The following is a 22,493-nucleotide window of genomic DNA, read 5'->3' as shown; positions in this document are numbered from 1 at the left end:
CGCTTTCTGCCCTAGAACCCCTGTCATGTTGCCCGACGAGATGATCAAACACAGCCCCATCGCCGCCGTCGTGAGCGATCCCAGGCTGCCCGACAATCCGATTATTGCCTGTAATCAGGCTTTTATTGACCTGACCGGGTTTGCCCGCGAGGAAATTATCGGGCGCAATTGCCGTTTCCTGCGCGGGCCGGACACCGAGGGCGAGCTGACCGAAACGCTGCGCAGCGCAATCCACAATCGCCAGCCCGCCATCGTCGAAATCCGTAATTACAAAAAAGACGGCACCCCTTTCCGCAATGCCGTGATGATCGCGCCTGTGTTCAATGCCGATGGCGATGTCGAATATTTCCTCGGCTCTCAGGTCGAGGTTGTCGATCAGAACCGGCAAACCCGTGAAGAGGCGTTGGCCCGCGTCAACACCCTGCCCCCGCGCCAGCGCCAGATTCTGGTCGAGATGGCGCATGGCAAGCTGAACAAGCAGGTGGCGTGGGAATTGGGCCTGTCCGAGCGCACGATCAAGATGCACCGCTCGGCCATGTTCAAGACGCTGGGCGTGCGATCCAGCGCCGAGGCAATCCGCGTGGCGGTCGAGGCCGGTCTGTAATTCGGCGGCACTTTAGCGCGGGCGCAGCGACAGGGCCACGCCCAGCCCCGCCGCGCAGATCCCGCCCGTCAGCGCCACCACGCCCGGCCATTGCCAGTGCTGATAAAACCAGCCGCCCGCCGTGCCGGTGATCCCGGCGCCAAGGTAATAGAACAGCAGATAGAGCGAGGCGGCATGGCCCTTGTCCGGCCCCGCCCATTGCCCCACCCACCCGCTGGCCGCAGCATGGGCCGAGAAAAAGCCCAGCGTGAGCAGCAGAATGCCCAGCACGATCAGCGGCAAGGCGGCGGACAGCGTCAGCAAAGCCCCGCCCAGCATCGCCATCAGCCCCATGGCCAGCACCGGACGCCGCCCCCATGCCTCGGTCATATGGCCGGTGATGGATGAGGAGAAGATGCCCGAGATATAGGTGAGGAAAATCGCGCTGATCGCGCCGTGGCCCAAGGAAAAGGGCGGGCGCACAAGGCGAAAGCCGACATAGTTGAACAGGGTGACAAAGACGCTCATCAAGGCAAAAGCGATGAAGAACAGGCGAAGCAAGCCGTTATCCTGCATCAACCGCCACCACACCGCCCGGTGATACGCCCAGCCCAGCCCGCGCTGGGGCACAAACCGGCGCGAGGGCGGCAAGAGCAGGCCAAAGCCCAAAGCCGCGGCCAGCCCCAGAGCGCCCATGGCGCCCAGCGCGATGCGCCATGAACCAAACTCGGTGAACCAACCGGTAGCAAAACGCCCCATCATCCCGCCAAAGGCCGTGCCCGCGACATAGAGCCCCATGGCTTTCACCAGATCGGCGGGATGCATCTCCTCGGCAATATAGGCCATGGCCACGGCCGGAACGCCGCCCAGCGCCACCCCTTCGAGCAGACGCGCCGCCACCAGCCATGGCCAGTGCGTGGCCGCCCCCGCAACCAGATTAAGCACACTGGCCGCGATCAGCGAGCCGAGCATGAGCGAGCGGCGCGGCATCGCCTGCCCGATGGCTCCGGCCAGAAACACCGCCACCGCCAGCGCGCCCGATGTCAGGGACAGCGCCAGCGAAGCCCCCGCCGGGGCCAGTCCAAACTCCCGCGCAAATTCGGGCAACAGCGGTTGCACGCAATAGAGCAGCGAGAAAGTGGCATTGCCCGCCAGAAACAGCGCCAGGCTGGCCCGGCGATATTCGGCGCTGCCCCGCCGCATTCCGGCGAATGGAACCCGTTCAGTCATGGAGGCTGCGATGGGCCATCATGCGGGTAATTCCAAGCGCTTACTTTTCCACCGCCCCCTTGAACGCCGCCCCGGCATCGACCGTGGCGCGATAAGTCGGCGCCATCCTCGCCCGCGCCGCCTGTTCATAGACATAGCCCGCGCCCAGCAATTTGCCCTCCTCATAGGGCCGCGCGATAAAGGACAGGCCCACCGGCAGCCCCCCCACCAGCCCCATCGGCACGGTCAGATGCGGATAACCCGACACCGCCGGCAGACCGCTGGCCGAAGGTCCGCGAAACTGGTCACTATAGATGGGGTCGATCAGCCATGCCGGACCGGTGGTGGGCTGCACCAGAATATCGGCCCTGGCCAGCATCTCCTCCAGCCCCTCCTTTGCCGCCAGTCGTAGGGATTTGGCCCGCGCGCCCAGATATTCCGGGTCGGCAATCCCGCGTGTCCCCTCGGCCTCCTCGAAACTCTCCTGCGCAAACAGGGGCATTTCCGCTTCGGCATTGGCCCGGTTAAAGGCGATGATGTCGGCCAGCGTCCGCAGCTTTACCGCCGCCGTCGCCCCGGCCAGATAGGTGTTGAGATCGGCCTTCAACTCGCTGCGGAGCACCTCATGCTCGGCCTGCCCCAAACCCTCGAGTTCGGGCCGCGCCACCTCGATCAGCTCGGCCCCCTGCGCTTTCAGCACCTCTAGCGCGGCGGCGAACCTTTCGGCCAGAGCCGCGCTCATCGTCGGACGGTAATAGGCCACGCGCACGCCCTTCAGGCTGGCCTGTTCCAACGCGGCGGCATAATCCTGCTTATGCGCATCGGCCTGCGCCGTGGCCGGATCGGCCGGATCGCTCCCCGCCGTGGCCGAGAGCATCATCGCCACATCGCGAACGCTGCGCGCCATCGGGCCGGGCGTGTCCTGACTGTGGCTGATCGGCACGATATGGCTGCGGCTGAGCAGGCCCACCGTGGGTTTCAGCCCGACAAGCCCGTTGAGCGAGGAGGGACAGACCACCGACCCATCCGTCTCCGTCCCCAGTCCGCCCGCGCCGAAACTGGCCGCCACGCCCGCGCCGGTGCCGCTCGATGATCCGCAGGGGCTGCGGTCCAGCGCATAGGGGTTGCGCACCTGTCCGCCCACCGCGCTCCACCCGGAAATCGAATGGGTCGAGCGGATATTGGCCCATTCCGACAGATTGGTCTTGGCCAGGATCACCGCCCCGCCCGCGCGCAGCCGCGCCACCACCGGCGCATCGCGCCCGCCCACATTATCGCGCAGCGCCAGACTGCCCGCTGTGGTGGCCACCGGATCCTGCGTCTCAATATTGTCCTTGATCAGGATCGGCACGCCGTCGAGCGGGCCAAGCGCCTTGCCCGCCCGCCGCCGCGCGTCCGAAGCGCGGGCCTGTGCCATCGCATCGGGGTTGATGGCGATGATCGCGCGCAATTGCGGGCCCTTTCGGTCCATCGCCGCGATACGCTCCAGATAGGCGCCCGTCACCGCCTCGCTGCTGACCGCGCCCCGCTCCAACTGGGCCGAGATTTCCCAAAGCGGCACTTCCTCCACTCTGGTCGCGGCATGCGCCGCCATCGGGATCACTATCGCCGCCGTTAACCCGATCCAACGCAATACCATCCGCATGCCCTCTGTTTGCGGGGCGAGTGTACCCCGTCCACTCACACAGGCAAATGCGTCAATTGCGCGCCGTTATGACACACGCCATAGATCGCGCGATGATCGAACACCGCCCCACCTCCCGCGTCCTGACACCAGCCGAAAGGACCATGGTGGCGGATATGTTCGGCGCCGCGCTCAATCCGGATCCGGTGCGGGTGATCCGGCGGCGCTGGTGGTGGTTTCAACCGCGCAATGTGGTGATGGCACCGCGCGGCCATCTGCATTTCCACCCCGAAAGCACCCTGTGGCACCCATGCTTTGCGCAAGGGTCGCTGGCCGCGCAGGGCCTGTTTATCCACGAAATGGCCCATGTCTGGCAGCATCAGGCCGGGATTAACCTGCTGCTGCGCCGGATGCCCTTTTGCCGCTATGACTATGCTCTGCGCCCCGGCGCGGCATGGGGCGATTTCAATATCGAGCAACAGGCCGAGATCATCCGCCACGCCTTTCTGCTGCGCCAGGGCGCGCAATGGGCCGATGCACCGGCGCTGGCCGATCTGTTGCGCCTTATCCCTTTTGGCCGGGGCAAATAGCGTATCGGGCAGGGCTTGACCCGGACCGGTCCAACCTGTTCACTTCGCGCAGGGATCAGCGCCAAGGGGATAGGGTTTGGCCGCAAGTGACAACCAGCTTCAGGCCGCGCTGAAATCGCGCCATGTCTCGATGATCGCGATTGGCGGGATCATCGGCGCGGGGCTTTTCGTCGGCTCGTCCAGCTCGATTGCGCAGGTGGGGCCGGCCGTGGTCATGTCCTATGGGCTGGCGGGGCTGGTCGTGCTGATGGTGATGCGGATGATGGCCGAAATGGCCGCGCTGCGCCCCGGCCTTGGCGCGTTCACCGAACTGGTGCGCGAAGTGCTGGGGCCGCGCGCGGGTTTCGTCTGCGGCTGGCTCTATTGGTATTTCTGGGTCATCGTCGTGCCGATCGAGGCGATTGCCGGGGCCAAGATCCTGCATATCTGGATCGACGCGCCGGTCTGGGCCATCGGGGTCGCTTTGCTGGGGATGCTGACCGGGGTAAACCTGATGTCCACCCGCTCCTATGGCGAGTTCGAATATTGGTTCTCGCTGATGAAGGTTCTGGCCATTGTCAGCTTTATCGCGATTGCGGGCGTCTGGGCTTTCGGCCTCACTTCCCCCACCGGGCCGACGTGGGGCAACCTTAACGCCTATGGCGGCTTTGCGCCCAAGGGATGGGGCGCGGTGCTGGCGGGCACGGCCAGCGTGATCTTTGCCCTGACCGGCGCAGAGATCGCCACGGTGGCGGCGGCCGAATCGCATGAACCGGCCCGCACCATCGCCCGCATCACCAGCAGCGTGGCCGCGCGGATCATCCTGTTCTATGTGCTCTCGCTGCTGCTGATCGTGGCCGTCATGCCATGGACGCAGATCGTACCCGGCACCTCGCCCTTTGCCATTGCGCTGGGCCATATGGCGATTCCCCATGCCGAATTCGTGATGAACCTTGTTGTGCTGGTGGCGGTCCTATCCTGCCTCAATTCGGGCATGTATGTGACCAGCCGGGTGCTCTTCGTTCTGGCCGACAAGGGCGATGCGCCCGCATGGCTGGTCGCGGTCAACCGGCGCAAAGTGCCCGCCCGCGCGATCCTGATCGCCAGCCTGTTCGGCTATCTGGCGCTGGCGGCCTCGGTCATCTCGCCCGAACTGGTGTTTTCCTTTCTGGTCAATGCCTCGGGCGCGCTGATGCTGTTTGTCTATTTCGCCGTGGCTGTGGCGCAGATCGTCCAGCGCCGCCGGATCGAGGCGGAGGGCCGGGAAACCTTGCCCATCCGCATGTGGCTGTTTCCATGGCTTTCCTATGCCACGCTGGCCGCGATCCTGAGCATTCTGGTGGCGATGATGTTCGCGCCTGCACGCCGGGTGGAATTGATCAGCAGCCTTGTCACGCTGGGCTTGGCGATGGGGGCGGCGTGGTGGCGGCGGCGCGCCTAAACCACCAGCGGCAATTGGCGCATCCTCTGCCCACTGGCGGCGAAAACCGCATTGGCCAGCGCGGGCGCCACCACCGCGCAGGGCGGCTCGCCCATGCCGCCCGGATCGGCCTGACTGGGCATGATATGGGTTGCGATGCGCGGCGCCTCATTCATGCGCAGGATGCGGAAGTCGTGATAGTTTGACTGCTGGGCGGCGCCGTCCTTCATCGTGATCTCGCCATAAAGCGCGGCGGAAAGGCCAAAGATCACCCCGCTCTCCACCTGCGCCTCGATGCCCAGCGGATTGATCGCCAGTCCGCAATCAACCGCAATAGTCACGCGCGGCACGCTGATCTGGCCCTCATTTACCTTGGCCTCGACCACCGCGGCAATATGCGTGCCCCATAGTTTAAGCACGGCAAGCCCCATCTCCTGCCCCGGCGGCAAGGCCCGCCCCCAGCCCGCCTCCTTGGCCGCGCGGGCCAAGACCGCCCGGCTGCGCGCATCCTCCATCAGCGCCAGCCGATAGGCCAGCGGATCGGCCCCCGCGCCATGGGCCAGTTCGTCGATAAAACTTTCCACCACAAAGCAGGAGCGCAAGCCCCCCACCCCGCGCCACCAGCTGGTCGGCACCGCGCTTTCGACCTGTTGAAACGAGACATGATGGGCCGCCACGGCATAGGGCATCTCCACCGCGCCCTCGATGGCGTCGCCATCCACACCCTTGAACCCATCGCCCATCAACCGCGCCATGATCGAGGAACCGGCGATGCGATGTTCCCATGCGACGGGCTTGCCCTTGTCGTCCAGCGTGGCACTGATCCGGTCGGCATAGGCAGGGCGGAACATGTCATGCTGCACATCCTCCTCGCGGCTCCAGACCAGCTTGACCGGCCAGGGCACCGCCCGCCCCAGTTCGACCGCGCGCAGCACCATGTCGGTTTCCAGCCGCCGCCCGAAACCGCCGCCCATCTGAAAGTTGTGAAAGGTCACCTTGTCCTCGCCCATGCCCAGCGCCTTGGCCGCATCGGCGCGGGCTTGCGCGGGAACCTGCGATCCCGACCAGATTTCGCAGCCGTTTTCCGTAACATGGATGGTACAGGCCAAAGGCTCCATCGCTGCATGGGCCAGGAAAGGCTGATGATAGGTGGCGGAAAATGCGCGGCCCCGCGCGGCGTTAAGGTCGCCCTGCGCCTTGGCCGAATGGCCGGGGCGGGCCAGCGCCGCCTCCAGATCGGCGACAATCGCCCCCTGCTCGGCCGGTTTCGGCCCCGGGGCCCATCGCACATTGGCCGCCACATAGCCTTGCAGCGCCGCCCAGTAATGATCGGCCACGACAAAGACCACATCGCGGCCCTTCACCACCTTGACCACGCCGGGGGTCGCCAGCGCCGCCGCCTCGTCCAGCCCGGCCAGCGTACCGCCATAGATCGGGCATTGCGCCAGCGTGGCCACCTTCATGCCGGGCAGACGAAAATCGATCCCGAACTGCATCGCGCCGGTGATCTTGGGCTGCGCGTCGATACGACGGGTAGGCTTGCCTATCAGGCCCAACCGATCACGCAGAGGCGCCTCGCGGGGCAGGCTCGCCGCCGCAATCAGATCGCCCATCGCAATCCGCCGCTTGCCGCAAACCACCATGCCGTCAACCAGATCGCATTGTCCCGGCGCGATGCCCAACTGCCGCGCCCCCGCCTCGATCAAGGCCACACGCGCCCGTGCGGCCGCCTGCCGCATGGGCTTGTACACTTCGCGGATCGAGGTTGAGCCACCGGTCTCCTGCGTGATGGGGGCAAAGCGGGGCGCATCGCCATCGGGAATGCTCACCCGCACCTTGTTCAAGGCCACGCCCAATTCCTCGGCCACCAGCATGGAGAGCGAGGTAATCACCCCCTGCCCCATCTCGGTCTTGGGCAAGGCCAGTTCGACGCCTGCGGCTGTGATGGAAATATAGGCGTTGGCCGCCAGCGCCCCGCCGCCCGCCCCGCGCGCAACAGGCACCACCATGGCTGCGCCCACCGCCGCCGCGCCCTGCAACATGCTCCGGCGCGAAAATCCGCCCTCGCTCATCGCCCGCCTCCCGCCGCCAGTTTCACCGCCTTGCGGATGCGCGGATAGGTGCCGCAGCGGCACAGATTGCCGCTCATCCCTTCGTCAATCGCCGCATCGTCGGGGCGCGGATTAGCCTTCAGCAAGGCGCAGGCCGCGATCAACTGGCCGGGCTGGCAATAACCGCATTGCACGACATCGGCCTCCTCCCACGCCTGTTGCAGCGCCGCGCCATGCGGATCCTCGCCCAGCCCCTCGATCGTCACCACATCGCGCCCGATCACCGCGCGCAAAGGCGTCTGACAGCTAAAGAACCGCTGCCCCCCGATCAGCACGCCGCAGGCCCCGCACAGCCCCACCCCGCAGCCGAATTTTGTGCCCGTCATGCCCACCATATCGCGCAGCACCCACAGCAAAGGCACATCGGCGGCGGCATTGTCGACACTGTGCTTTTGCCCATTCACGCTCAGGATGATCGGCATGATTATTCCCCCTTGCCGCGGATGCTAAACCACCCCCCCTACTGGCGAAAATACGCAAAGCTGGCGCGGCTTTGCCCCTTGCGGCGGCGCGGCATTCTGCAATGATCGGGCGATAGGCTGTCAAACAGGGAATTTGCGATCATGCGCCTGACCATAACCGGGCTTGCCACTCTGGTGGCGCTTTGCGGCCCGGCCTGCGCTGCCGATCTGGATGCGCAGATCCGCGCCGTGCTGGCCAAGCCGGCCATCGAGGGCACGCGCTGGGGCCTGCGGGTTGAGGACAAGGAGGGCCATGTCATCGCCTCCATCGCCCCGGATGAGAGGTTTCAGCCTGCATCGAACACCAAGATCTTTGTCACCACCGCCGTGTTTGACGCCATGGCGCGCGGGTCTTTTCCCAATGCGGGCAATGGTGTGCGGATCGAGGAGGATCATGGCCGCAAGAACGTCGTCATTGTCGGGCGCGGCGATGCGATGATGAAGGACCGCTCCGATTGCGAGAAGGACTGCCTTGCAGCTCTGGCCGATGCCGTGGCGGCGGGCGGGGTGAAGCGCGTGGGCGATGTGATCGGCGATGACAGCTTCATGCCTTTCGAGCGCTGGATCATCTCCGACCGCATCCGCCCCGGCACACGCACCCAGATTTCCGCGCTGACGATCAATGACAATGAACTGACCGTGTTGGCCAATCCGGGCGATGCGGTGGGGGCGCCGGGGCGCGCCGCGCTGGAAATCGCCGCGCCCGACATGGAGATCGTCAACCAGATCACCACCGGCGCGCCCGATTCCCACGCCGAGGTCATGGTCGAGATGATCCCCGGCACGCGCCAGATCCGCCTGTTCGGCTCGCTGCCCCTTGGCGGCAAGGAGCAGAGGCTGGATTTCGACATTGACGATCCGGCCGATTATGCCGCGATCCGCCTTGCCCAATTGCTGCGCGAACGCGGCGTAAAGGTCACCGGCCACCCCCGCGCCCGCCATGCGCCGATGGGGCCGGTGGATATGATCCCGGCGGCGATCACTCCCGCCGCGCAGGCGCCCGATCTGTCCACCCTGACCCCGCCCGACCTGATCGAGGACCTGACCATCACGTCAAAGGTCAGCCAAAACCTGCACGCGCATCTGTTCCTGAAAAAACTGGCTTTGACGCAGGGCTTCTCGCCCACCACGCCCGCCGGACGGATCGTGCTGAACCAGACCATCGCGCGGGCCGGTCTGCCCGCCTCCTCGCATGATTTCTATGATGGTTCGGGCCTCTCGCCCGACAATCGCATCACCCCGCGCGCGATGGTGTCCTATCTCCACTGGGCCAATGGGCAGCCATGGGCGGCGGACTGGCGCAAGACCTTGCCCATCGGCGGAGTAGACGGCACGCTGGGTCGCCGGATGAAAAACCCTGTCCTGCAAGGCAAAGTCTTTGCCAAAACCGGCACTTTGCTGGCCGCCAATGCGCTGGCCGGATATATGATCGCGGCCAGCGGGCGCGAATTGACCTTTGCCATCTATGCCAATGACCGGCCTTCGGGCGCGCCCTCGGTGCTGCCCGCGATGGACGAGGCGCTGGCGCTGATCGCGGCGGCAAACTAAAGCCCCGCCCATGAGTATCCATCAGCCGCAACGGCACCTTCACAGCCTGCATGCGATGCTGCTGGCGCTGGGCATGATCATGTCCACCGATGCGCTGAAAACCGCGCCCACAATTGTCGCCTCGATCGGCCATTGGAATTTCCTCGGCCTGTGGGTGGCAGGCGCAATAGTCTCGATTGTCGGCGGCCTGTCCTATGTCGAAATGGCCGCCGCCTTTCCCGACGCGGGGGGTGAATACAGTTTCATCCGCCGCGCTTGGGGTGAAAGGGTGGGCACACTTTACGCATGGTCGCGCTTTGCCATCATGCATACCGGATGGGTGGCGCTGATGGCGCATCTGGCCGCCGATTATATCGGCGCGCCGCTGGGCTTGGGCGCGGGCGGGCGGCTGGTGCTGTCGGTGGGGCTGGTGACGGCGATGACAGGGCTCAATCTGGCCCATGTGCGGCTAGGCTTCCTGACACAGGCGGCGCTGGTGCTGGCCGTGGCGCTGGGCTTTGTTGCCGTCATTCTGGCCGGGATTGTGGTTCCGGCCGCCCCCGTCATGCCCGATGCGCCGCGCCCGGCCATGGGCGGGATCGCTGTGGCGCTCATCTATATCTTCCTCGCCTATGGCGGGTGGAGCGATGCGGCAACCCTCTCGGCCGAGGTGCGATCAGGGCGGCGGGGCATGTTCATTGCGGTAATCGGCTCAATCGGCCTGCTCGGGCTGATCTATGTCGCGCTCAACTGGGCGCTGATGCGCGGCCTTGGCGAAAGGGAGCTGGCCCATTCGGTAGCCCCTGCCGCCGATCTGGCGCGCATGGCGTTTGGCTGGCCGGGACAGGTGCTGGTGGTGACGGTGGTGGGCATATCGGCGGTGGCCAGCATCAATTCGACCATCATCGTCTGCGCACGCACCACCTATGCCGCCGCGCGCGATCATCCAGGCCTTGGCGCTCTGGCCCATTGGCACCCCACACGCGGCACACCCACCCGCGCGGCGCTGGCGGTGGGCGGCGTGTCGCTGGTGCTCACCCTGCTTTCGGCACTGACAGGCAGCGGGTTTAACGCCATGGTGGATTATATGACGCCGGTCTATTGGCTGTTTATCGGCATGGGCATGGCGGCGGCGATCCGTTTGCGGATCATGCATCCCGCCCTGCCGCGCCCGGTCAGAACGCCGCTCTTTCCGCTGTTTCCCGCCGTTTTCATCGCTCTGGCGGCCTATATGCTCTATGCTTCCTTTGTTCAGCTTGGGCTGGGCGCGGTGTTTGGCGCAGGGGTTCTGGCGCTGGGCGCTGGGCTGGATTTTCTATTGCGCCGCCGCGCGCAAGCATACGCAAAATAGCGCTTTACCCCGGTCTTGGCGGCGTCATCCCCGCGTGCCACAAAGGCGGCGTCTTTCCATCAGGAGTTGAACCGATGAAACGCCTTTTGACCGCTGCCGCCCTCCTTGCCGCGATCCCCGCCGTGGCGCAGGCGCAGGACGTCACCCGCATTCCGGGCGCTGCCACCTCGCCGATCCTGACGGGCGTGCTGGTTCCGGCCAAGGCGGATATGCTGATCCTGTCGGGTCAAGTTCCCGCTCCTGCCGTTCAGGGCGGCGCGCCCGACGCCATCGCCACCTATGGCGACACCAAGACGCAGGCCATCAGCACCTTCAAGAAGATCGAAGCCGCGCTCAAGGCGCAGGGTTATGAAATGTCCGACGTCATCAAGCTGACGGTCTTCCTGGTCGGCGATCCGGCCAATGGCGGCAAGCTGGACTTCAAGGGTTTCAACGAAGCCTATGGCCAGTTCTTCGGCACCGCCGCCCAGCCCAACAAGTCGGCCCGTTCGGTGGTGCAGGTGGCCGCGCTGGCCGGTCCCGCCTTCCTGGTGGAAATCGAGGCGACCGCCGCCAAGACGCCCAAGAAGTAAGCATGTCCAAGGGCGGCGGTTTGCCTGCCGCCCTTATTCCTTGGCCCCCTATTCTTTGGGAGCGGTCGGGTCGGCAATCTCCGGCCTTGGCACGGCAAAGACGCCCGCATGACCCGCCGCCGATCCCAGATCCTCACCCGAGGTCAGGCTGATCAGCCAAGGCGAGAGCAGCAGGCCCAGCGCCAGAGGCGAAAGCCAGAGGCCTAGGCTGATGCTGTAGAAAAAGGTCGCGGCAAACAGCGCGCCCAGCAACAGATGTTCGCGCAGAGAGCCCAGCAGCCCCCGCACCGGCAGTCGCCGCGCCTCGCGCGCCTGCGTGTTCCAGCCCGAAGGCACGCCCATCAGCAAAGCCGCCAGCGCCTTGGTCTGGGTCACCATCGTGACGGGCGCCAGCAGGATGGAGAGCACCGTCTCCAGCGCCACCGAGCGTACGATGCTGCCGCCCCCGCCAAATGTCCGCGCCCGCGCCGGGTCCGCCAACAGCCAGAGCATGCCCATCACTTTGGGCCCGAACAGCAGCACGAGCGTCAGCCATAACACGTTGAGCGGCATACCCCCCGCCGCCTGCCATTCGCCCGCCGCGCCCATGCGCAGGATCGAGGTGATCACCAGCAGCAGCCAGCCCGGCGAGGTGAGATAGGCCGAAGCCCCCAGCAGCAGATGCAGCCGATGCGTCAGGCTGAGCCCCGAAGCGCCCAGCAATTGCAGATGCTGCAGATTGCCCTGCATCCAGCGCCGGTCGCGGATCGCGAAATCGACGATGCTGGGCGGAAATTCCTCATAACTGCCGCCGATCATGATCATGTGGACGGCCCAGCCGCGACGGCGCAGCAGGGCGGATTCGAACATGTCATGGCTCTGGATCGGCCCGCCAAAGGGCGGATTACCCGGCAATTGCGGCAATCCGCAGCCCTCGGCAAAGGCGCGGGTTCGCACGATCGCATTATGGCCCCAGAAATTGGCCTCCGACCCCGACCACCACAGCAGCCCCGCCGAGGCGATAGGGCCGTAAGCCTCGCTGGCGAACTGCATCCAGCGCTGAAACAGGGTGCGCGCATTGGTGATCATCGGCACGGTCTGCAACAGGCCGACCGAGGGACGCTCCTCCATGATGGCCGCCATGCCGACAATCGCATGTCCGCTCATCAAACTGTCCGCGTCCAGCACCAGCATATTCTCATAGGCCCCACCAAAGCGGCGGACCCATTCGGCAATATTGCCCGGCTTGCGCTCGGTATTTTCGGCACGGCGGCGATAGAACAGTCGGATCGGCAGCCGGGGCGCCAGTCTGGCCCATGCCTCCTCCTCCAACGCGCCATGATCGGGACGCGAATCGCTCAGCACGAAAAAGTCGATCCATGGACCGCCGCCCGATGCCGCAATCGAATGGCCCATAGCCTCGACGCGGGCAAACACCTCCGCGACGCTCTCATTATAGACCGGCATCAACACCGCCGTGCGATGGCGCAGGGCCTTGGCAGGGCTGGGAATTTCGGTGAAGCCGGGATGTTCGCCGCTGATCAGTTGCACAAAACCGATCAGCGAGGTGACAAAGCCAAAGGCCACCCAACTGAACAAAGGCACAAAGCAGATCAGCAGCGCCACCTCGAACCAGTCCAGCCCGTCGAGCGAGAATTGCACGCGCAGCTCGCTTGATGCCGCCAGACTGAGCACCGCCGTCAACAGCACCAGCAGCAAGCGCTTCATCCCCATGCCATGCGGGCGGGTCAGCACCTCGATCCGGGCGGGCGGATTGCCGAACAGATCCTGCACCGGCATGGCCAGCGGGGCCTCCGGCGGCAATTGGGGCAGATGGGTGGCGCCCTTGGGGGGTGTCATGGGCGCACCGTCTTGATCACGGTCTCACTCAGCGCCCCGCCCGCCCGGCGCAGAAACAGGCGAAACTCATTCTGTTTCAGACCTTCGACCCGGACATCCATCGTCACGCGCCACAGGTCCTGCTGACCCTCCACCGGAAACACATTGGCCATGATCAGCGCCGCGCCCAGATCGGTCACCGCCTCAACCTTGCTGTCCCGCGTCAGGCCGCGCAGCGCCGGGCCGGAAAAATCGAAAACATAGCGCATGGCCCCGGCAATCGGATCGGCGCCCGGCACGCCGCCCGGCCCCATGAAAAAATTGACGCAAACGGCATTGCCATCACCCGCCAGATCGCCCTGCCCCCAACGCAGCCGATAGGCGAAATCGCGGCGGTCCCCGGCGCGCGCGGGCCGGTCGGAAACCCACATCGCCGCCATATTATCAACATTTTCCGAGATCGTGTTCATCTCGTAGAGCATCACCGCGCCCGGCCCCCAATCGCCCTCCGGTTCGACCCAGAGCGAGGGGCGGCGATTGTAGAAATTGAGATCGTCCTGATAATGGTCAAAGGCGGTGTCGCGCTGGATCATGCCAAAGCCCTTCACCCCGTCGGCGCGCAGCATGTGAACGCGCGGCCCCGGCGGATTGTCCAGCGGGCGCCAGACCCGCTCGCCATTGCCGGCATGGATGGCCAGACCGTCGCTGTCATGCACCTCGGGCCGCCAGTCGCCATCGGCGGGGCGGGTGGCCTGATCGAAATCGAACATGCTGGTGATCGGCGCCACGCCCAGCCGCCGAATGTCGCGCCGGATAAACAGCGCCGCGCGCACCCCATGCTCGACCCCCGCGCCCGTGCGCGTAATGTCAAACGCATAGGCCCCGCACAGCGAAGGCCCGTCGACCAGCGCTTGGATCAGCAGATGATCCGGCCCCTTCTGTTCGATCCAGAAATCGGTGAAGGCGGGGAATTCCTCAGGCCCCGGCATGGCCGTGTCGACGGCAATCGCGCGGGCCGAGAGGCCATATTGCCCGGTTGGCCCCACCGCGCGGAAATAGGACGCGCCAAGGCTGGCCAGCCAGTCACCACCGCCATGGGCCTCCATCACGCGGAAACCGGCGACATCGGCCGATTGCCCGCCGCCGAACAGGCCATGGGTGTCCACAATCGCGCGCGCCATGCCATTTTCCACGACATGGATGTTCACCGCATCGGGCGCCGTATCCACCTTGGCCGGAAACAGGCGTAAACGGCCCGCCACCATCTCGGCGGGATCATAGCTCAAGCGTACATGGGTGTCGAAATCGGGCACGGCATGGACGGCGATCTGGCGGGCATAGGGGCGGCGAGCGCGCATCTGCGCCTGCGCCACCAGATCATCCCATGAAAAGCGCCGCGCGGGCCCGAAACGCCCCGGTATGGCCGCCTCGCCCAGAGCACGCCCGGCAAAAGCCATCATCAGAGCGCCCAATCCGCTTTTCGTCACATTCCTTCGGGTCAATCGGGAAATCATCATGATCCTTTGTGGTCGCGCCGCCATCCGATGATCACCTGATCGCCCGGCTGCAACGCGCTCGACAAAACTTCGCTGCGATGGCCGTCATTGGCCCCCAGCGCGACGGCGACGAAACGCGGGGCGCCATCACTGCCTGCCACATAAACGCCGCTCTGGCGGCTGCGTTCCTCGCCATGCAGGCTGAAAGTCAACGCGGCATTGGGAACCAGCAGGACATTCTCGCGCTCGGCCAGATCGATTTGGGCCAGCGCCTCAAGGCCGGGGAGCAGCGCCGCGCCCTCTTTTTCCGGCGGAGCCAGCGCGAACAACGCCTCACGCCCGCCATGGGGCAGTCGGTCGATGCGCACCAACGCCGCCTTGCGTTCCGCATCGCTCTTGCCATCGACCAGCACGCGGGCGCCCGCTTTCGCTGCCATGCGCCCGGCATCGCTTTCCGTAATCGGCACAGAGATGCTCAGCTTTTCCGGATTGGCCGCGATGGTGCAAAGCGGTTGCCCGGCATGAACCCATTGCCCCGGCGCCACCGAGCAGGCCACCAGATAGCCCGCAAAAGGCGCCCGCGCGATGGCATTGGCCATCGATGCCTGATCCATCTCGATCTGCCGCTCGCCCTGCGCAATGGCGTCCTGCGCGCGGGACAGGTCGATCTGCGCGCGCGAAACATCGGCGCGCGCACCCTCCATCTCGTTAAGCGAAGGCACCCGTCCGCCCGATTTGCGCCACACGCCCTCATAGCGATCCAACCGAACCTGATGTTCGCGCAGGGTGATCTGGGCGCGCTGCTGGGCCTCCTTCGCGCTCTCCAGCGCGGCCTTATTGCTCTCAAGGCTGCGCGCCAGCGCCTGCGTATCGAGCACCACCAGTTCCTGCCCCGCCGCCACGCGCATTCCGCCCGGCGAGGCAAGGCTGACCACCACGCCATCCTGCGCGGCAGCGATCGTCACTTCGCCCTCACCATGCAGCGTGCCGCGCAGCGAGAGCGTGGGCGTCAGATCGCCGCGTTCGACAGGGGCGGTGAAATAGGGCGAATCCGTCCCCACCAGAAAACGCGTGAACAGCCAGAGCGCCGCAAATCCGGCCAGCAGCACCAGCAACAGCACGGTCAACCCGCGCCGCCGCCGGGGCGTCTGCGCGCCCAGCAGGCTGTCGGTCGGCGATAGTTCAGCCACAATGCGCCTCCTCGGCCATGGCCTTTTCGCTCCATTGGCGAATGGTGGCAAGCGCGGCAGTGTGATTGGCCATGATCTGCGCCTCACGCGCGGCCAAAGCATTGGCCTCGGCCACATAGAGCGTGGCGAAACTGGCCGCGCCGCCGCGATAGGCGATGCGGGCATTGGCCAGCGCGGCTTCGGCCTGCGCCAGCAAAGTATTCGAGGTCGCCGCCCCATTGCCGATCGGCATGGCCGAGGTCTTGTCCAGCCTTGCACGCAGAGCCGCCGCGTCCTGTCCGGTCAAACGAGCCAGATCGGTCAGCGCGCGTTCCAGCCCGGCGCGCGCGGCATCCTCGTCACTGGCATTGAGGCCCACCATCACCCCCGCCATATCCTCATCCAGCGCGGGCACCAGCCCGGCCTCGCGGCGGAAACGGGCGATTTCGGCATTGTCGACCCATGGCGCCAGCATCGCATGGCGCGCGGCCAGACGATCGGCCCAAGCACGCAGCCGCAGATAGGCCCCGGCCACCGCCTCGGCCTTTTGCAGGCGTTCCACGGCGCGCTCATGCTCCTGCGCATGGCGTTTTTCGGCGCTTTGATGATGCAGCGCGGCCCGGATGCCGCCGCGAATCCCCCTCTCCGGCGCGGCGCAGACGGGCGGCAGGGCGCTCAATGCCTGCGCCACCATTTCATCCAGCAGCGCGTCGCCCGATTGATGCCACCAATCCCCCGCCATCGATGGCTCGGCCTGTGCCGGCGCCTGCGTATGAAGCCCCGTCTGCGGCGTACAGGCCGCGCAGGCAAGGACGAGCGCCGGAACCAGCCCTGTGAAACGGGTCCGTTCGTGAAGAAACATGAACTTGTGCACCTTCGCTGCTTAGCAGAAGCGGGGATGGACCGTAGTGAAAGCCCGCTCCATCCATCGCGCGTAGGCAACGCTTTAGCGGTCAACCTGTGTCAAATCCTTGGTTTGCAAGGGGGCAAGCGGGGGCTTGATCTTCACCTCGATTGGAACATAATAAGAACACATGAGAATCATAAACGCCCCCTCGCCCATGCCTGATGCGCCGCCCCTATCCCGGTGGAGCAGCGGCATGGAGCCTATGGACGCCGCGCTGGGCGGCGGGCTGGCTCATGGCTGCCTGCACGAGATCTATGCGGCCGAGGTGGGCGATGCAGCGGCGGCGGCGGGTTTCACGCTGGGCGCCGCGATGGGGATGTGCGGGGGGGGCATGTCCGGCGCGCGGCCCTTGCTCTGGCTGCGTTCGCGGCGGGCGGTGGGCGCGCTGGGCGTGTTTCAGGGTGCGGGCTGGGCCGAGCTGGGCGGCGCGCCCGATGGCGGATTGGTCGGCGTGGTGGGCGATACGATGGGGCTGCTGCGCGCGGCGGTCGATGGCTTGCGCTGCGCGGCGCTGGGGGCGGTGGTGGTGGAAAGCTGGGGGGCTATGCGCGAGCTGGACCTGACGGCGAGCCGCCGCTTTGCGCTGGCGGCAGAGCAATCGGGCGTGCCTTTGCTGCTGCTGCGCATGGATGCCGCACCAACGCCCAGCGCGGCGCGCACGCGATGGCAGGTGACGGCTGCGCCCTCGCAAGCCTTATTGGGCAATGCGCCGGGCGCACCCTGTTTCGATGTGACCTTGTTGCGCCAGCGCTCCGGCCCGTCCGGCCAGAGCTGGCGGCTGGAGTGGGACCGTGAAAAATGCCAGTTCCGTAAAGGGCAAAACCATGAAGCGCTATCTGGCGCTGTGGTTCCCGTTCCTCTCGACCGACCGGCTCAAGGTCGAGCGGGGGATCGAGCAGGAGAGCGGCACGCTGCATGACGCGCCTCTGGCCATGGTGGCCAAGGTGCGCGGGGCCTTGCGGCTGGGCGCGGTGAATGGCGCGGCGCGGGATCAAGGCATGGTGGTGGGCATGGCTTTGGCCGATGCGCGGGCGGTTTTGCCCGATCTGATCGTGGCCGAAATGGACGAGGAAGCCGATGCACACTGGCTGATGCGTCTGGCGCGGCGCTGCGGCGCATGGTCGCCCCATGTGATGGTGACGCCGCCCGACGGGCTGGTGATGGAAAGCACCGGGGTCGATCACCTGTTCGGCGGCGAGGCCGGTTTGGCCGCTCAGGTCGAGGATGCGATGGCCGACATCGGCATGACCACGCGGGTGGCCATGGCTGCAACGTCTGAGGCGGCGCAGGCTCTGGTTCGTTATGGGGTGCATTATGGCCAGGGGCCCGTGGCCGATGAAGGCCGCGCGATCCGCGCCCTGCCGATGGCTGCGCTGGGGCTGGAACATGAGGCGGCGCTGGCGCTTTCGCGCGCGGGGCTGAAAACGGTGGGCGATGTGGCGGGGCGGTCGATGGCCGCCATCGCCGCGCGTTTCGGTGGGCAAACGGTCACCGCCCTGCGCCGCCTGCTGGGCGAGGAGCAGGCGCCGATTGCGCCCATCCTTCGCCCGCGCCCGCTGCGCTTCGAGCGGCGATTTCCCGAACCCATCGGCCTGCAATCCTCCATCGCGGCCTGCTTCCTCGACCTGATGCATCAGGCTGCGGGCGAGATGGCGCAGCGCGATCTGGGCGGGCGGCGCTTTGCCCTCACCCTGTTTCGCAGCGATGGGGCGCGGCATCGGCTGATGATCGAAACCGGTCTGCCCACGCGCGATCCGGCGCTGGTGCTGCGCCTGTTCGATGAACGCATCGCGGCGCTGGCCGATCCGCTCGACCCCGGTTTTGGCTATGACCGGATTGCGCTGCTGGTGCCTCTGGCCGAACCGCTGTTGGCCAGCCAGAGCGCGCTGGATGGCGAAGAGAGGCAGGAAGCCGCGCTGGCCGAACTGATCGACCGGCTGAGCACGCGGTTGGGGCCGCAGGCCTTGCGCCGCCTTGTGCCGCAGGACAGCCATATGCCCGAGCAGGCGCAACTGGCACTTCCGGCTATCCATCATGCGCCGATCCCATGGCCCGCCCCGGCGGAGGGAGAGCCGCCTTTGCGCCCCCTGTTCCTGTTCGATCCGCCGCAACAGGTTGATGTCATTGCCGAAGTACCCGACGGCCCGCCCCATCGTTTCCGCTGGCGAAGCATCCTTTATGAAGTCCGCCGGTTTGAAGGGCCGGAACGCATCGCCGCGCAATGGTGGCGGCGCAAGGAGGGCGAGATCCCCGGCATGGGCGGGCTGACCCGCGACTATTACCGGGTCGAGGATCGACATGGGCGGCGCTACTGGATTTTCCGCCATGGGTTGTATGAGGAAAAGTCCGATCCGCATTGGTATATGCATGGGCTTTTCGCATGAAAACGCCCGCCCCGACTCCCGCTTTTGCCGAGCTGATCGCGGCCAGCAATTACAGTTTTCTGCGCGGGGCCTCGCATCCGGCGGACATGGTGACGCGCGCGGTGCTGCTGGGGCTGGCCGGACTGGGCATGGCCGACCGCAACAGCGTGGCGGGCGTAGTGCGCGCGCATAAGGCGTGGAAAGATCTGGGGCGCGAGGCCTGCGGGCTGAAACTGGTGGTGGGGGCGCGGCTGGTCTTTGCCGATGACACGCCCGATATCATCGCCTATCCGGCCACGCGGCATGGCTGGGGGCGGCTGACGCGGCTGCTGACTTTGGGCAATCGGCGGGCGGAAAAGGGCGATTGTATCCTGCGCCTGCCCGATCTGCTCGATCATGCCGATGATCTGCTGCTGATAGCCATAGGGCAGGATCGCGGTGTGCTGGAGCGCTTGCAGGAGGCGCGGCCCGGCGCGGTCTGGCTGGCGGCGCATATGTTGCGCAGCGGGGCCGATGCGCGGCGTCTGGCGCAGGCGCAGGCTTTATCGGCGGCCACCGGCGTGCCCCTGCTGGCCAGCAATGATGCGCTTTACGACAGTCCGCAGGCGCGGCCCCTGCACGACATCCTCACTTGTATCCGCGAGGGCGTGACGATCCAGAGCGCCGGGCGGCGCCTTGCCATCAATGCGGAGCGCCATCTGAAAGGCCCCGCCGAAATGGCGCGCCTGTTCCGCGTCTGTCCGGCGGCGGTGGAGGCCAGCATGGACCTGCTCTCGCGGGTGCAGTTCACATTGGACGAGCTGCGCTATGAATATCCGCATGAACCGGTGCCCGACGGGTGGCAACCGCAGGCGTGGCTGGAACATCTGGTGATGCGGGGCATCAAAAATCACTTCGCCAATGGCCTGCCCAAGGAATATATGGCTGTTTTGCAGGAAGAATTCGGCCTGATCCGGTCGCGCAACTATGCCCCCTACTTCCTGACCGTGCATGACATCGTGCATCATGCGCGCAGCCTTGATCCCCCCATCCTGTGTCAGGGGCGCGGCAGCGCGGCCAATTCGCTGGTCTGCTATTTTCTGGGCATCACGCCGATTGATCCGGTGCGCGCAAAACTGCTCTTCTCGCGCTTTCTGTCCGAGGCGCGCGACGAACCGCCCGACATTGACGTCGATTTCGAGCATGAGCGCCGCGAGGAGGTCATGCAATATATCTATGCCCGCTATGGCCGGGATCGCGCCGGGATTGCCGCCACCGTCATCCATTACCGCCCGCGCAGCACGATCCGCGAGGTGGGCAAGGCGCTGGGCATGAGCGAGGATGTGACCGCGCGCCTGTCATCAACGATCTGGGGCAGTTGGGGCGGCGATGTGCCCGAGGCGCGCGTGACGCAGGCGGGCTTTGATCCGGCCAATCCGGTGATCGCGCGGATGAAGCATCTGGTTGATCAATTGCTGGAATTTCCACGCCATCTTTCGCAGCATGTGGGCGGCTTCGTGCTGACCCAAGGGCGGCTGGACGAAATGGTGCCGATCCATAATGCCGCGATGCCCGACCGCACCTTCATCGAATGGGACAAGGATGACATCAACGAACTGGGCCTGATGAAGGTCGATGTGCTGGCGCTGGGGATGCTGACCTGTATCCGCAAGAGTTTCGATCTGCTGCGCCGGCATGGGCTGGGCGATTATTCGCTGCGCACTGTGCCGCTGGAGGATCCGGGCGTGTACAAGATGCTGTCCAAAGGCGACAGCATCGGCACGTTTCAGGTCGAGAGCCGGGCGCAGATCGCGATGTTGCCGCGCATGAGGCCGACCAAACTCTATGATCTGGTGATTCAGGTGGCGATTGTGCGGCCCGGCCCAATTCAGGGAGGCATGGTCCATCCCTATCTGCGCCGCCGCACCGGTGAGGAAAAAGCGGTCCTGCCCAGCCCGGGTCCGGGATATCCTCCAAATGAACTGGAGGAGGTGTTGAGCAAGACAGAGGGGGTCCCCCTGTTTCAGGAACAGGCCATGAAGCTGGCCATCGTGGCAGCGGCCTTCACGCCGGCCGAGGCCGATGGACTGCGCCGCGCCATGGCCGCCTTTCGCCACAAGGGCACGGTGGACCGTTATAAGGAAAGGCTGGTGGGCGGTATGACGGCGCGCGGTTATGACCCTGAATTTGCCGAAAGATGTTTCAAACAGATCGAAGGCTTTGGCGACTATGGCTTTCCTGAAAGCCATGCGCAGGCCTTTGCTTGGCTGGCCTATGTGTCCTCATGGCTGAAATGTCGGCATCCGGCGGTCTTCACCTGCGCGCTGCTCAACAGCCAGCCCATGGGCTTTTACGCCCCGGCCCAGTTGGTTCGCGATTGCCAGGAGCATGGCGTGCTGGTGCGCCGCATCGACGTGGGACACAGCGCATGGGATTGCACACTGGAGGATGAGGCGCGGGTGTTGCGATTGGGTTTTTCGCGGCTGGACGGGTTTCGCCGCGAATGGGCCGATGCGATTGCCGATCAGCGCGGCGGCGGGCCTTATCAATCGGTTGAGGATCTGGCCCAGCGCGCCGCCCTGCCGCCTGCGGCCTTGCGCAAACTGGCCGATGCCGATGCGCTGAAATCTTTGGGCCATTCGCGGCGCAGCGGATTGTGGGAGGTGCGCCGCAAGCCGCCCGCGCAATTGCCGCTTTTCGCCCATGCAGGAGCGCCCGAACTGGGCGAGGAGGCCGATGCTCCCCTGCCCGCCATGCCGCCTGCCGAAGACGTGCTGGCCGATTATCAAACGCTGCGCCTGTCACTCAAAAACCATCCGATGCGGTTCCTGCGCGATGCTTTCAAACAGGAGGGCGTGTCGCCTTGCTCGCATACGCAAGAGCTGAAAGATGGGCGCAAGATCCGCGTGGCGGGTGTGGTCCTGACCCGTCAGCGGCCCGGCAAGGGCAATGCCGTTTTCATCACCATCGAGGATGAAACCGGCATTGCCAATGCGCTGCTCTGGGCCCGCGATCTGGAAAAGCAGCGCAGCGCGGTGATGGCCGCGCGGCTGATGGTGATCGAGGGCGTGGTCCAGCGCAGCAAGGAGGGCGTGGTGCATGTGATGGTCGACCGGGTGATCGACCGCACCGCGATGCTGACCGGGCTGACGGAAATGGTCGTGGGAGAAACTCACCGCCCCTCGGCGCATAACCATCCACGCAATGTCCGCATCCTACCGAAATCACGCGATTTTCACTAATCCGCAGTCCAGCCGCCATCGACGATGAGGGAGGTTCCTGTGATGAGGGCGGAGGCATCGCTGGCGAGGAAGAGGACGGGTCCCATGATATC

Annotated in this window: 18 protein-coding genes; 9 read left to right on the top strand and 9 right to left on the bottom strand. The window is 65.6% G+C overall.

Annotation, left to right across the window (positions count from 1 at the left end; all coding sequences use genetic code 11):
* Positions 1-40 precede the first annotated feature (40 nt).
* Entirely contained in the window at positions 41-604 is a 564-nt protein-coding gene (locus tag FHW96_RS20125; protein ID WP_253951106.1) for a PAS domain-containing protein, read from the top strand.
* A 12-nt stretch (positions 605-616) separates the two neighbouring features.
* Here FHW96_RS20125 and FHW96_RS20120 read toward each other — a convergent pair whose 3' ends face one another.
* Together FHW96_RS20120 and FHW96_RS20115 are read right to left on the bottom strand one after the other, a co-directional pair.
* Positions 617-1,813: an MFS transporter gene (locus FHW96_RS20120; protein ID WP_216650981.1), complete on the bottom strand. Its 1,197-nt coding sequence runs from the start codon at positions 1,811-1,813 to the stop codon at positions 617-619.
* 40 nt (positions 1,814-1,853) lie between these two features.
* A complete protein-coding gene (locus tag FHW96_RS20115) occupies positions 1,854-3,431 on the bottom strand; it encodes an amidase (protein WP_172342372.1) in 1,578 nt (525 codons plus the stop codon).
* A gap of 74 nt (positions 3,432-3,505) precedes the next feature.
* Here FHW96_RS20115 and FHW96_RS20110 point away from each other — a divergent pair, with 74 nt between their 5' ends.
* The gene (locus tag FHW96_RS20110) at positions 3,506-4,006 is read left to right on the top strand and encodes a vgr related protein (protein ID WP_253951105.1); all 501 of its coding nucleotides are present in this window, start codon (positions 3,506-3,508) and stop codon (positions 4,004-4,006) included.
* Between the two features lie 76 nt (positions 4,007-4,082).
* Positions 4,083-5,426: an amino acid permease gene (locus FHW96_RS20105; protein WP_253951104.1), complete on the top strand. Its 1,344-nt coding sequence runs from the start codon at positions 4,083-4,085 to the stop codon at positions 5,424-5,426.
* Here FHW96_RS20105 and FHW96_RS20100 read toward each other — a convergent pair.
* Positions 5,423-7,477 (bottom strand): xanthine dehydrogenase family protein molybdopterin-binding subunit, encoded by a 2,055-nt coding sequence (locus tag FHW96_RS20100; protein ID WP_172342371.1) that lies wholly within the window; start codon positions 7,475-7,477, stop codon positions 5,423-5,425. The two genes, FHW96_RS20105 and FHW96_RS20100, sit on opposite strands and share 4 nt — an antisense overlap.
* Entirely contained in the window at positions 7,474-7,938 is a 465-nt protein-coding gene (locus FHW96_RS20095; protein ID WP_172342370.1) for a (2Fe-2S)-binding protein, read from the bottom strand. The genes FHW96_RS20100 and FHW96_RS20095 overlap by 4 nt, the downstream gene beginning before the upstream one ends.
* Before the next feature lie 141 nt (positions 7,939-8,079).
* Here FHW96_RS20095 and dacB point away from each other — a divergent pair, with 141 nt between their 5' ends.
* From dacB to FHW96_RS20080, 3 genes are all read left to right on the top strand, one after another.
* Positions 8,080-9,525 carry a D-alanyl-D-alanine carboxypeptidase/D-alanyl-D-alanine-endopeptidase gene (gene dacB, locus FHW96_RS20090; RefSeq protein WP_172342369.1) on the top strand — a complete coding sequence of 482 codons (1,446 nt, stop codon included), beginning with the start codon at positions 8,080-8,082 and terminating at the stop codon, positions 9,523-9,525.
* A 10-nt stretch (positions 9,526-9,535) separates the two neighbouring features.
* Positions 9,536-10,855, top strand: coding sequence for an APC family permease (locus FHW96_RS20085; protein ID WP_172342368.1), 1,320 nt, complete (start codon positions 9,536-9,538; stop codon positions 10,853-10,855).
* Positions 10,856-10,929: 74 nt separating this feature from the next.
* The gene (locus FHW96_RS20080) at positions 10,930-11,427 is read left to right on the top strand and encodes a RidA family protein (RefSeq protein ID WP_172342367.1); all 498 of its coding nucleotides are present in this window, start codon (positions 10,930-10,932) and stop codon (positions 11,425-11,427) included.
* A 48-nt stretch (positions 11,428-11,475) separates the two neighbouring features.
* On the opposite strand, the gene mdoH is transcribed toward FHW96_RS20080, so the two are convergent.
* The 4 genes from mdoH to FHW96_RS20060 are packed head-to-tail and all read right to left on the bottom strand — an operon-like array spanning position 11,476 to position 16,772.
* On the bottom strand, positions 11,476-13,266 hold the full coding sequence (gene mdoH, locus FHW96_RS20075) for a glucans biosynthesis glucosyltransferase MdoH (RefSeq protein ID WP_172342366.1): 1,791 nt from the start codon (positions 13,264-13,266) through the stop codon (positions 11,476-11,478).
* Positions 13,263-14,705, bottom strand: a complete 1,443-nt coding sequence (locus FHW96_RS20070) for a glucan biosynthesis protein (protein ID WP_253951103.1) — start codon at positions 14,703-14,705, stop codon at positions 13,263-13,265. The genes mdoH and FHW96_RS20070 overlap by 4 nt, the downstream gene beginning before the upstream one ends.
* A 53-nt stretch (positions 14,706-14,758) precedes the next feature.
* Positions 14,759-15,931: an efflux RND transporter periplasmic adaptor subunit gene (locus tag FHW96_RS20065; RefSeq protein ID WP_371815768.1), complete on the bottom strand. Its 1,173-nt coding sequence runs from the start codon at positions 15,929-15,931 to the stop codon at positions 14,759-14,761.
* A complete protein-coding gene (locus FHW96_RS20060; RefSeq protein ID WP_172342364.1) occupies positions 15,924-16,772 on the bottom strand; it encodes a hypothetical protein in 849 nt (282 codons plus the stop codon). Before FHW96_RS20060 ends, FHW96_RS20065 begins: the two co-directional genes overlap by 8 nt.
* 172 nt (positions 16,773-16,944) lie before the next feature.
* On the opposite strand from FHW96_RS20060, the gene FHW96_RS20055 reads away from it, so the two are divergent.
* The 3 genes from FHW96_RS20055 to FHW96_RS20045 are packed head-to-tail and all read left to right on the top strand — an operon-like array spanning position 16,945 to position 22,401.
* Complete coding sequence (locus tag FHW96_RS20055; RefSeq protein ID WP_172342363.1) at positions 16,945-17,736, top strand: ImuA family protein; 792 nt, start codon at positions 16,945-16,947, stop codon at positions 17,734-17,736.
* Positions 17,642-19,201 carry a DNA polymerase Y family protein gene (locus FHW96_RS20050; RefSeq protein WP_172342362.1) on the top strand — a complete coding sequence of 520 codons (1,560 nt, stop codon included), beginning with the start codon at positions 17,642-17,644 and terminating at the stop codon, positions 19,199-19,201. The genes FHW96_RS20055 and FHW96_RS20050 overlap by 95 nt, the downstream gene beginning before the upstream one ends.
* Positions 19,198-22,401 (top strand): error-prone DNA polymerase, encoded by a 3,204-nt coding sequence (locus tag FHW96_RS20045; protein ID WP_172342361.1) that lies wholly within the window; start codon positions 19,198-19,200, stop codon positions 22,399-22,401. Before FHW96_RS20050 ends, FHW96_RS20045 begins: the two co-directional genes overlap by 4 nt.
* On the opposite strand, the gene FHW96_RS20040 is transcribed toward FHW96_RS20045, so the two are convergent.
* A partial coding sequence (locus tag FHW96_RS20040; RefSeq protein WP_172342360.1) for an SDR family oxidoreductase occupies positions 22,398-22,493 on the bottom strand: 96 nt, incomplete at its 5' end. The genes FHW96_RS20045 and FHW96_RS20040 overlap by 4 nt on opposite strands.

The organism is Novosphingobium sp. SG751A, assembly GCF_013149295.1.
GTDB lineage: Bacteria > Pseudomonadota > Alphaproteobacteria > Sphingomonadales > Sphingomonadaceae > Novosphingobium.
Note: the sequence above shows the minus strand (reverse complement) of the source record. Positions and strands in the feature narration are given on the sequence as shown.

What these genes read in the sequence shown, in the direction of transcription:
- FHW96_RS20100 (WP_172342371.1), bottom strand. Translation starts at nt 7,477, where the DNA reads ATGAGCGAGGGCGGATTTTCGCGCCGGAGCATGTTGCAGGGCGCGGCG.
- FHW96_RS20095 (WP_172342370.1), bottom strand. Translation starts at nt 7,938, where the DNA reads ATGCCGATCATCCTGAGCGTGAATGGGCAAAAGCACAGTGTCGACAAT.
- FHW96_RS20085 (WP_172342368.1), top strand. Translation starts at nt 9,536, where the DNA reads ATGAGTATCCATCAGCCGCAACGGCACCTTCACAGCCTGCATGCGATG.
- FHW96_RS20080 (WP_172342367.1), top strand. Translation starts at nt 10,930, where the DNA reads ATGAAACGCCTTTTGACCGCTGCCGCCCTCCTTGCCGCGATCCCCGCC.
- FHW96_RS20110 (WP_253951105.1), top strand. Translation starts at nt 3,506, where the DNA reads ATGACACACGCCATAGATCGCGCGATGATCGAACACCGCCCCACCTCC.
- dacB (WP_172342369.1), top strand. Translation starts at nt 8,080, where the DNA reads ATGCGCCTGACCATAACCGGGCTTGCCACTCTGGTGGCGCTTTGCGGC.
- FHW96_RS20050 (WP_172342362.1), top strand. Translation starts at nt 17,642, where the DNA reads ATGAAGCGCTATCTGGCGCTGTGGTTCCCGTTCCTCTCGACCGACCGG.
- mdoH (WP_172342366.1), bottom strand. Translation starts at nt 13,266, where the DNA reads ATGACACCCCCCAAGGGCGCCACCCATCTGCCCCAATTGCCGCCGGAG.
- FHW96_RS20070 (WP_253951103.1), bottom strand. Translation starts at nt 14,705, where the DNA reads ATGATGGCTTTTGCCGGGCGTGCTCTGGGCGAGGCGGCCATACCGGGG.
- FHW96_RS20115 (WP_172342372.1), bottom strand. Translation starts at nt 3,431, where the DNA reads ATGGTATTGCGTTGGATCGGGTTAACGGCGGCGATAGTGATCCCGATG.
- FHW96_RS20055 (WP_172342363.1), top strand. Translation starts at nt 16,945, where the DNA reads ATGAGAATCATAAACGCCCCCTCGCCCATGCCTGATGCGCCGCCCCTA.
- FHW96_RS20060 (WP_172342364.1), bottom strand. Translation starts at nt 16,772, where the DNA reads ATGTTTCTTCACGAACGGACCCGTTTCACAGGGCTGGTTCCGGCGCTC.
- FHW96_RS20125 (WP_253951106.1), top strand. Translation starts at nt 41, where the DNA reads ATGATCAAACACAGCCCCATCGCCGCCGTCGTGAGCGATCCCAGGCTG.
- FHW96_RS20120 (WP_216650981.1), bottom strand. Translation starts at nt 1,813, where the DNA reads ATGACTGAACGGGTTCCATTCGCCGGAATGCGGCGGGGCAGCGCCGAA.
- FHW96_RS20045 (WP_172342361.1), top strand. Translation starts at nt 19,198, where the DNA reads ATGAAAACGCCCGCCCCGACTCCCGCTTTTGCCGAGCTGATCGCGGCC.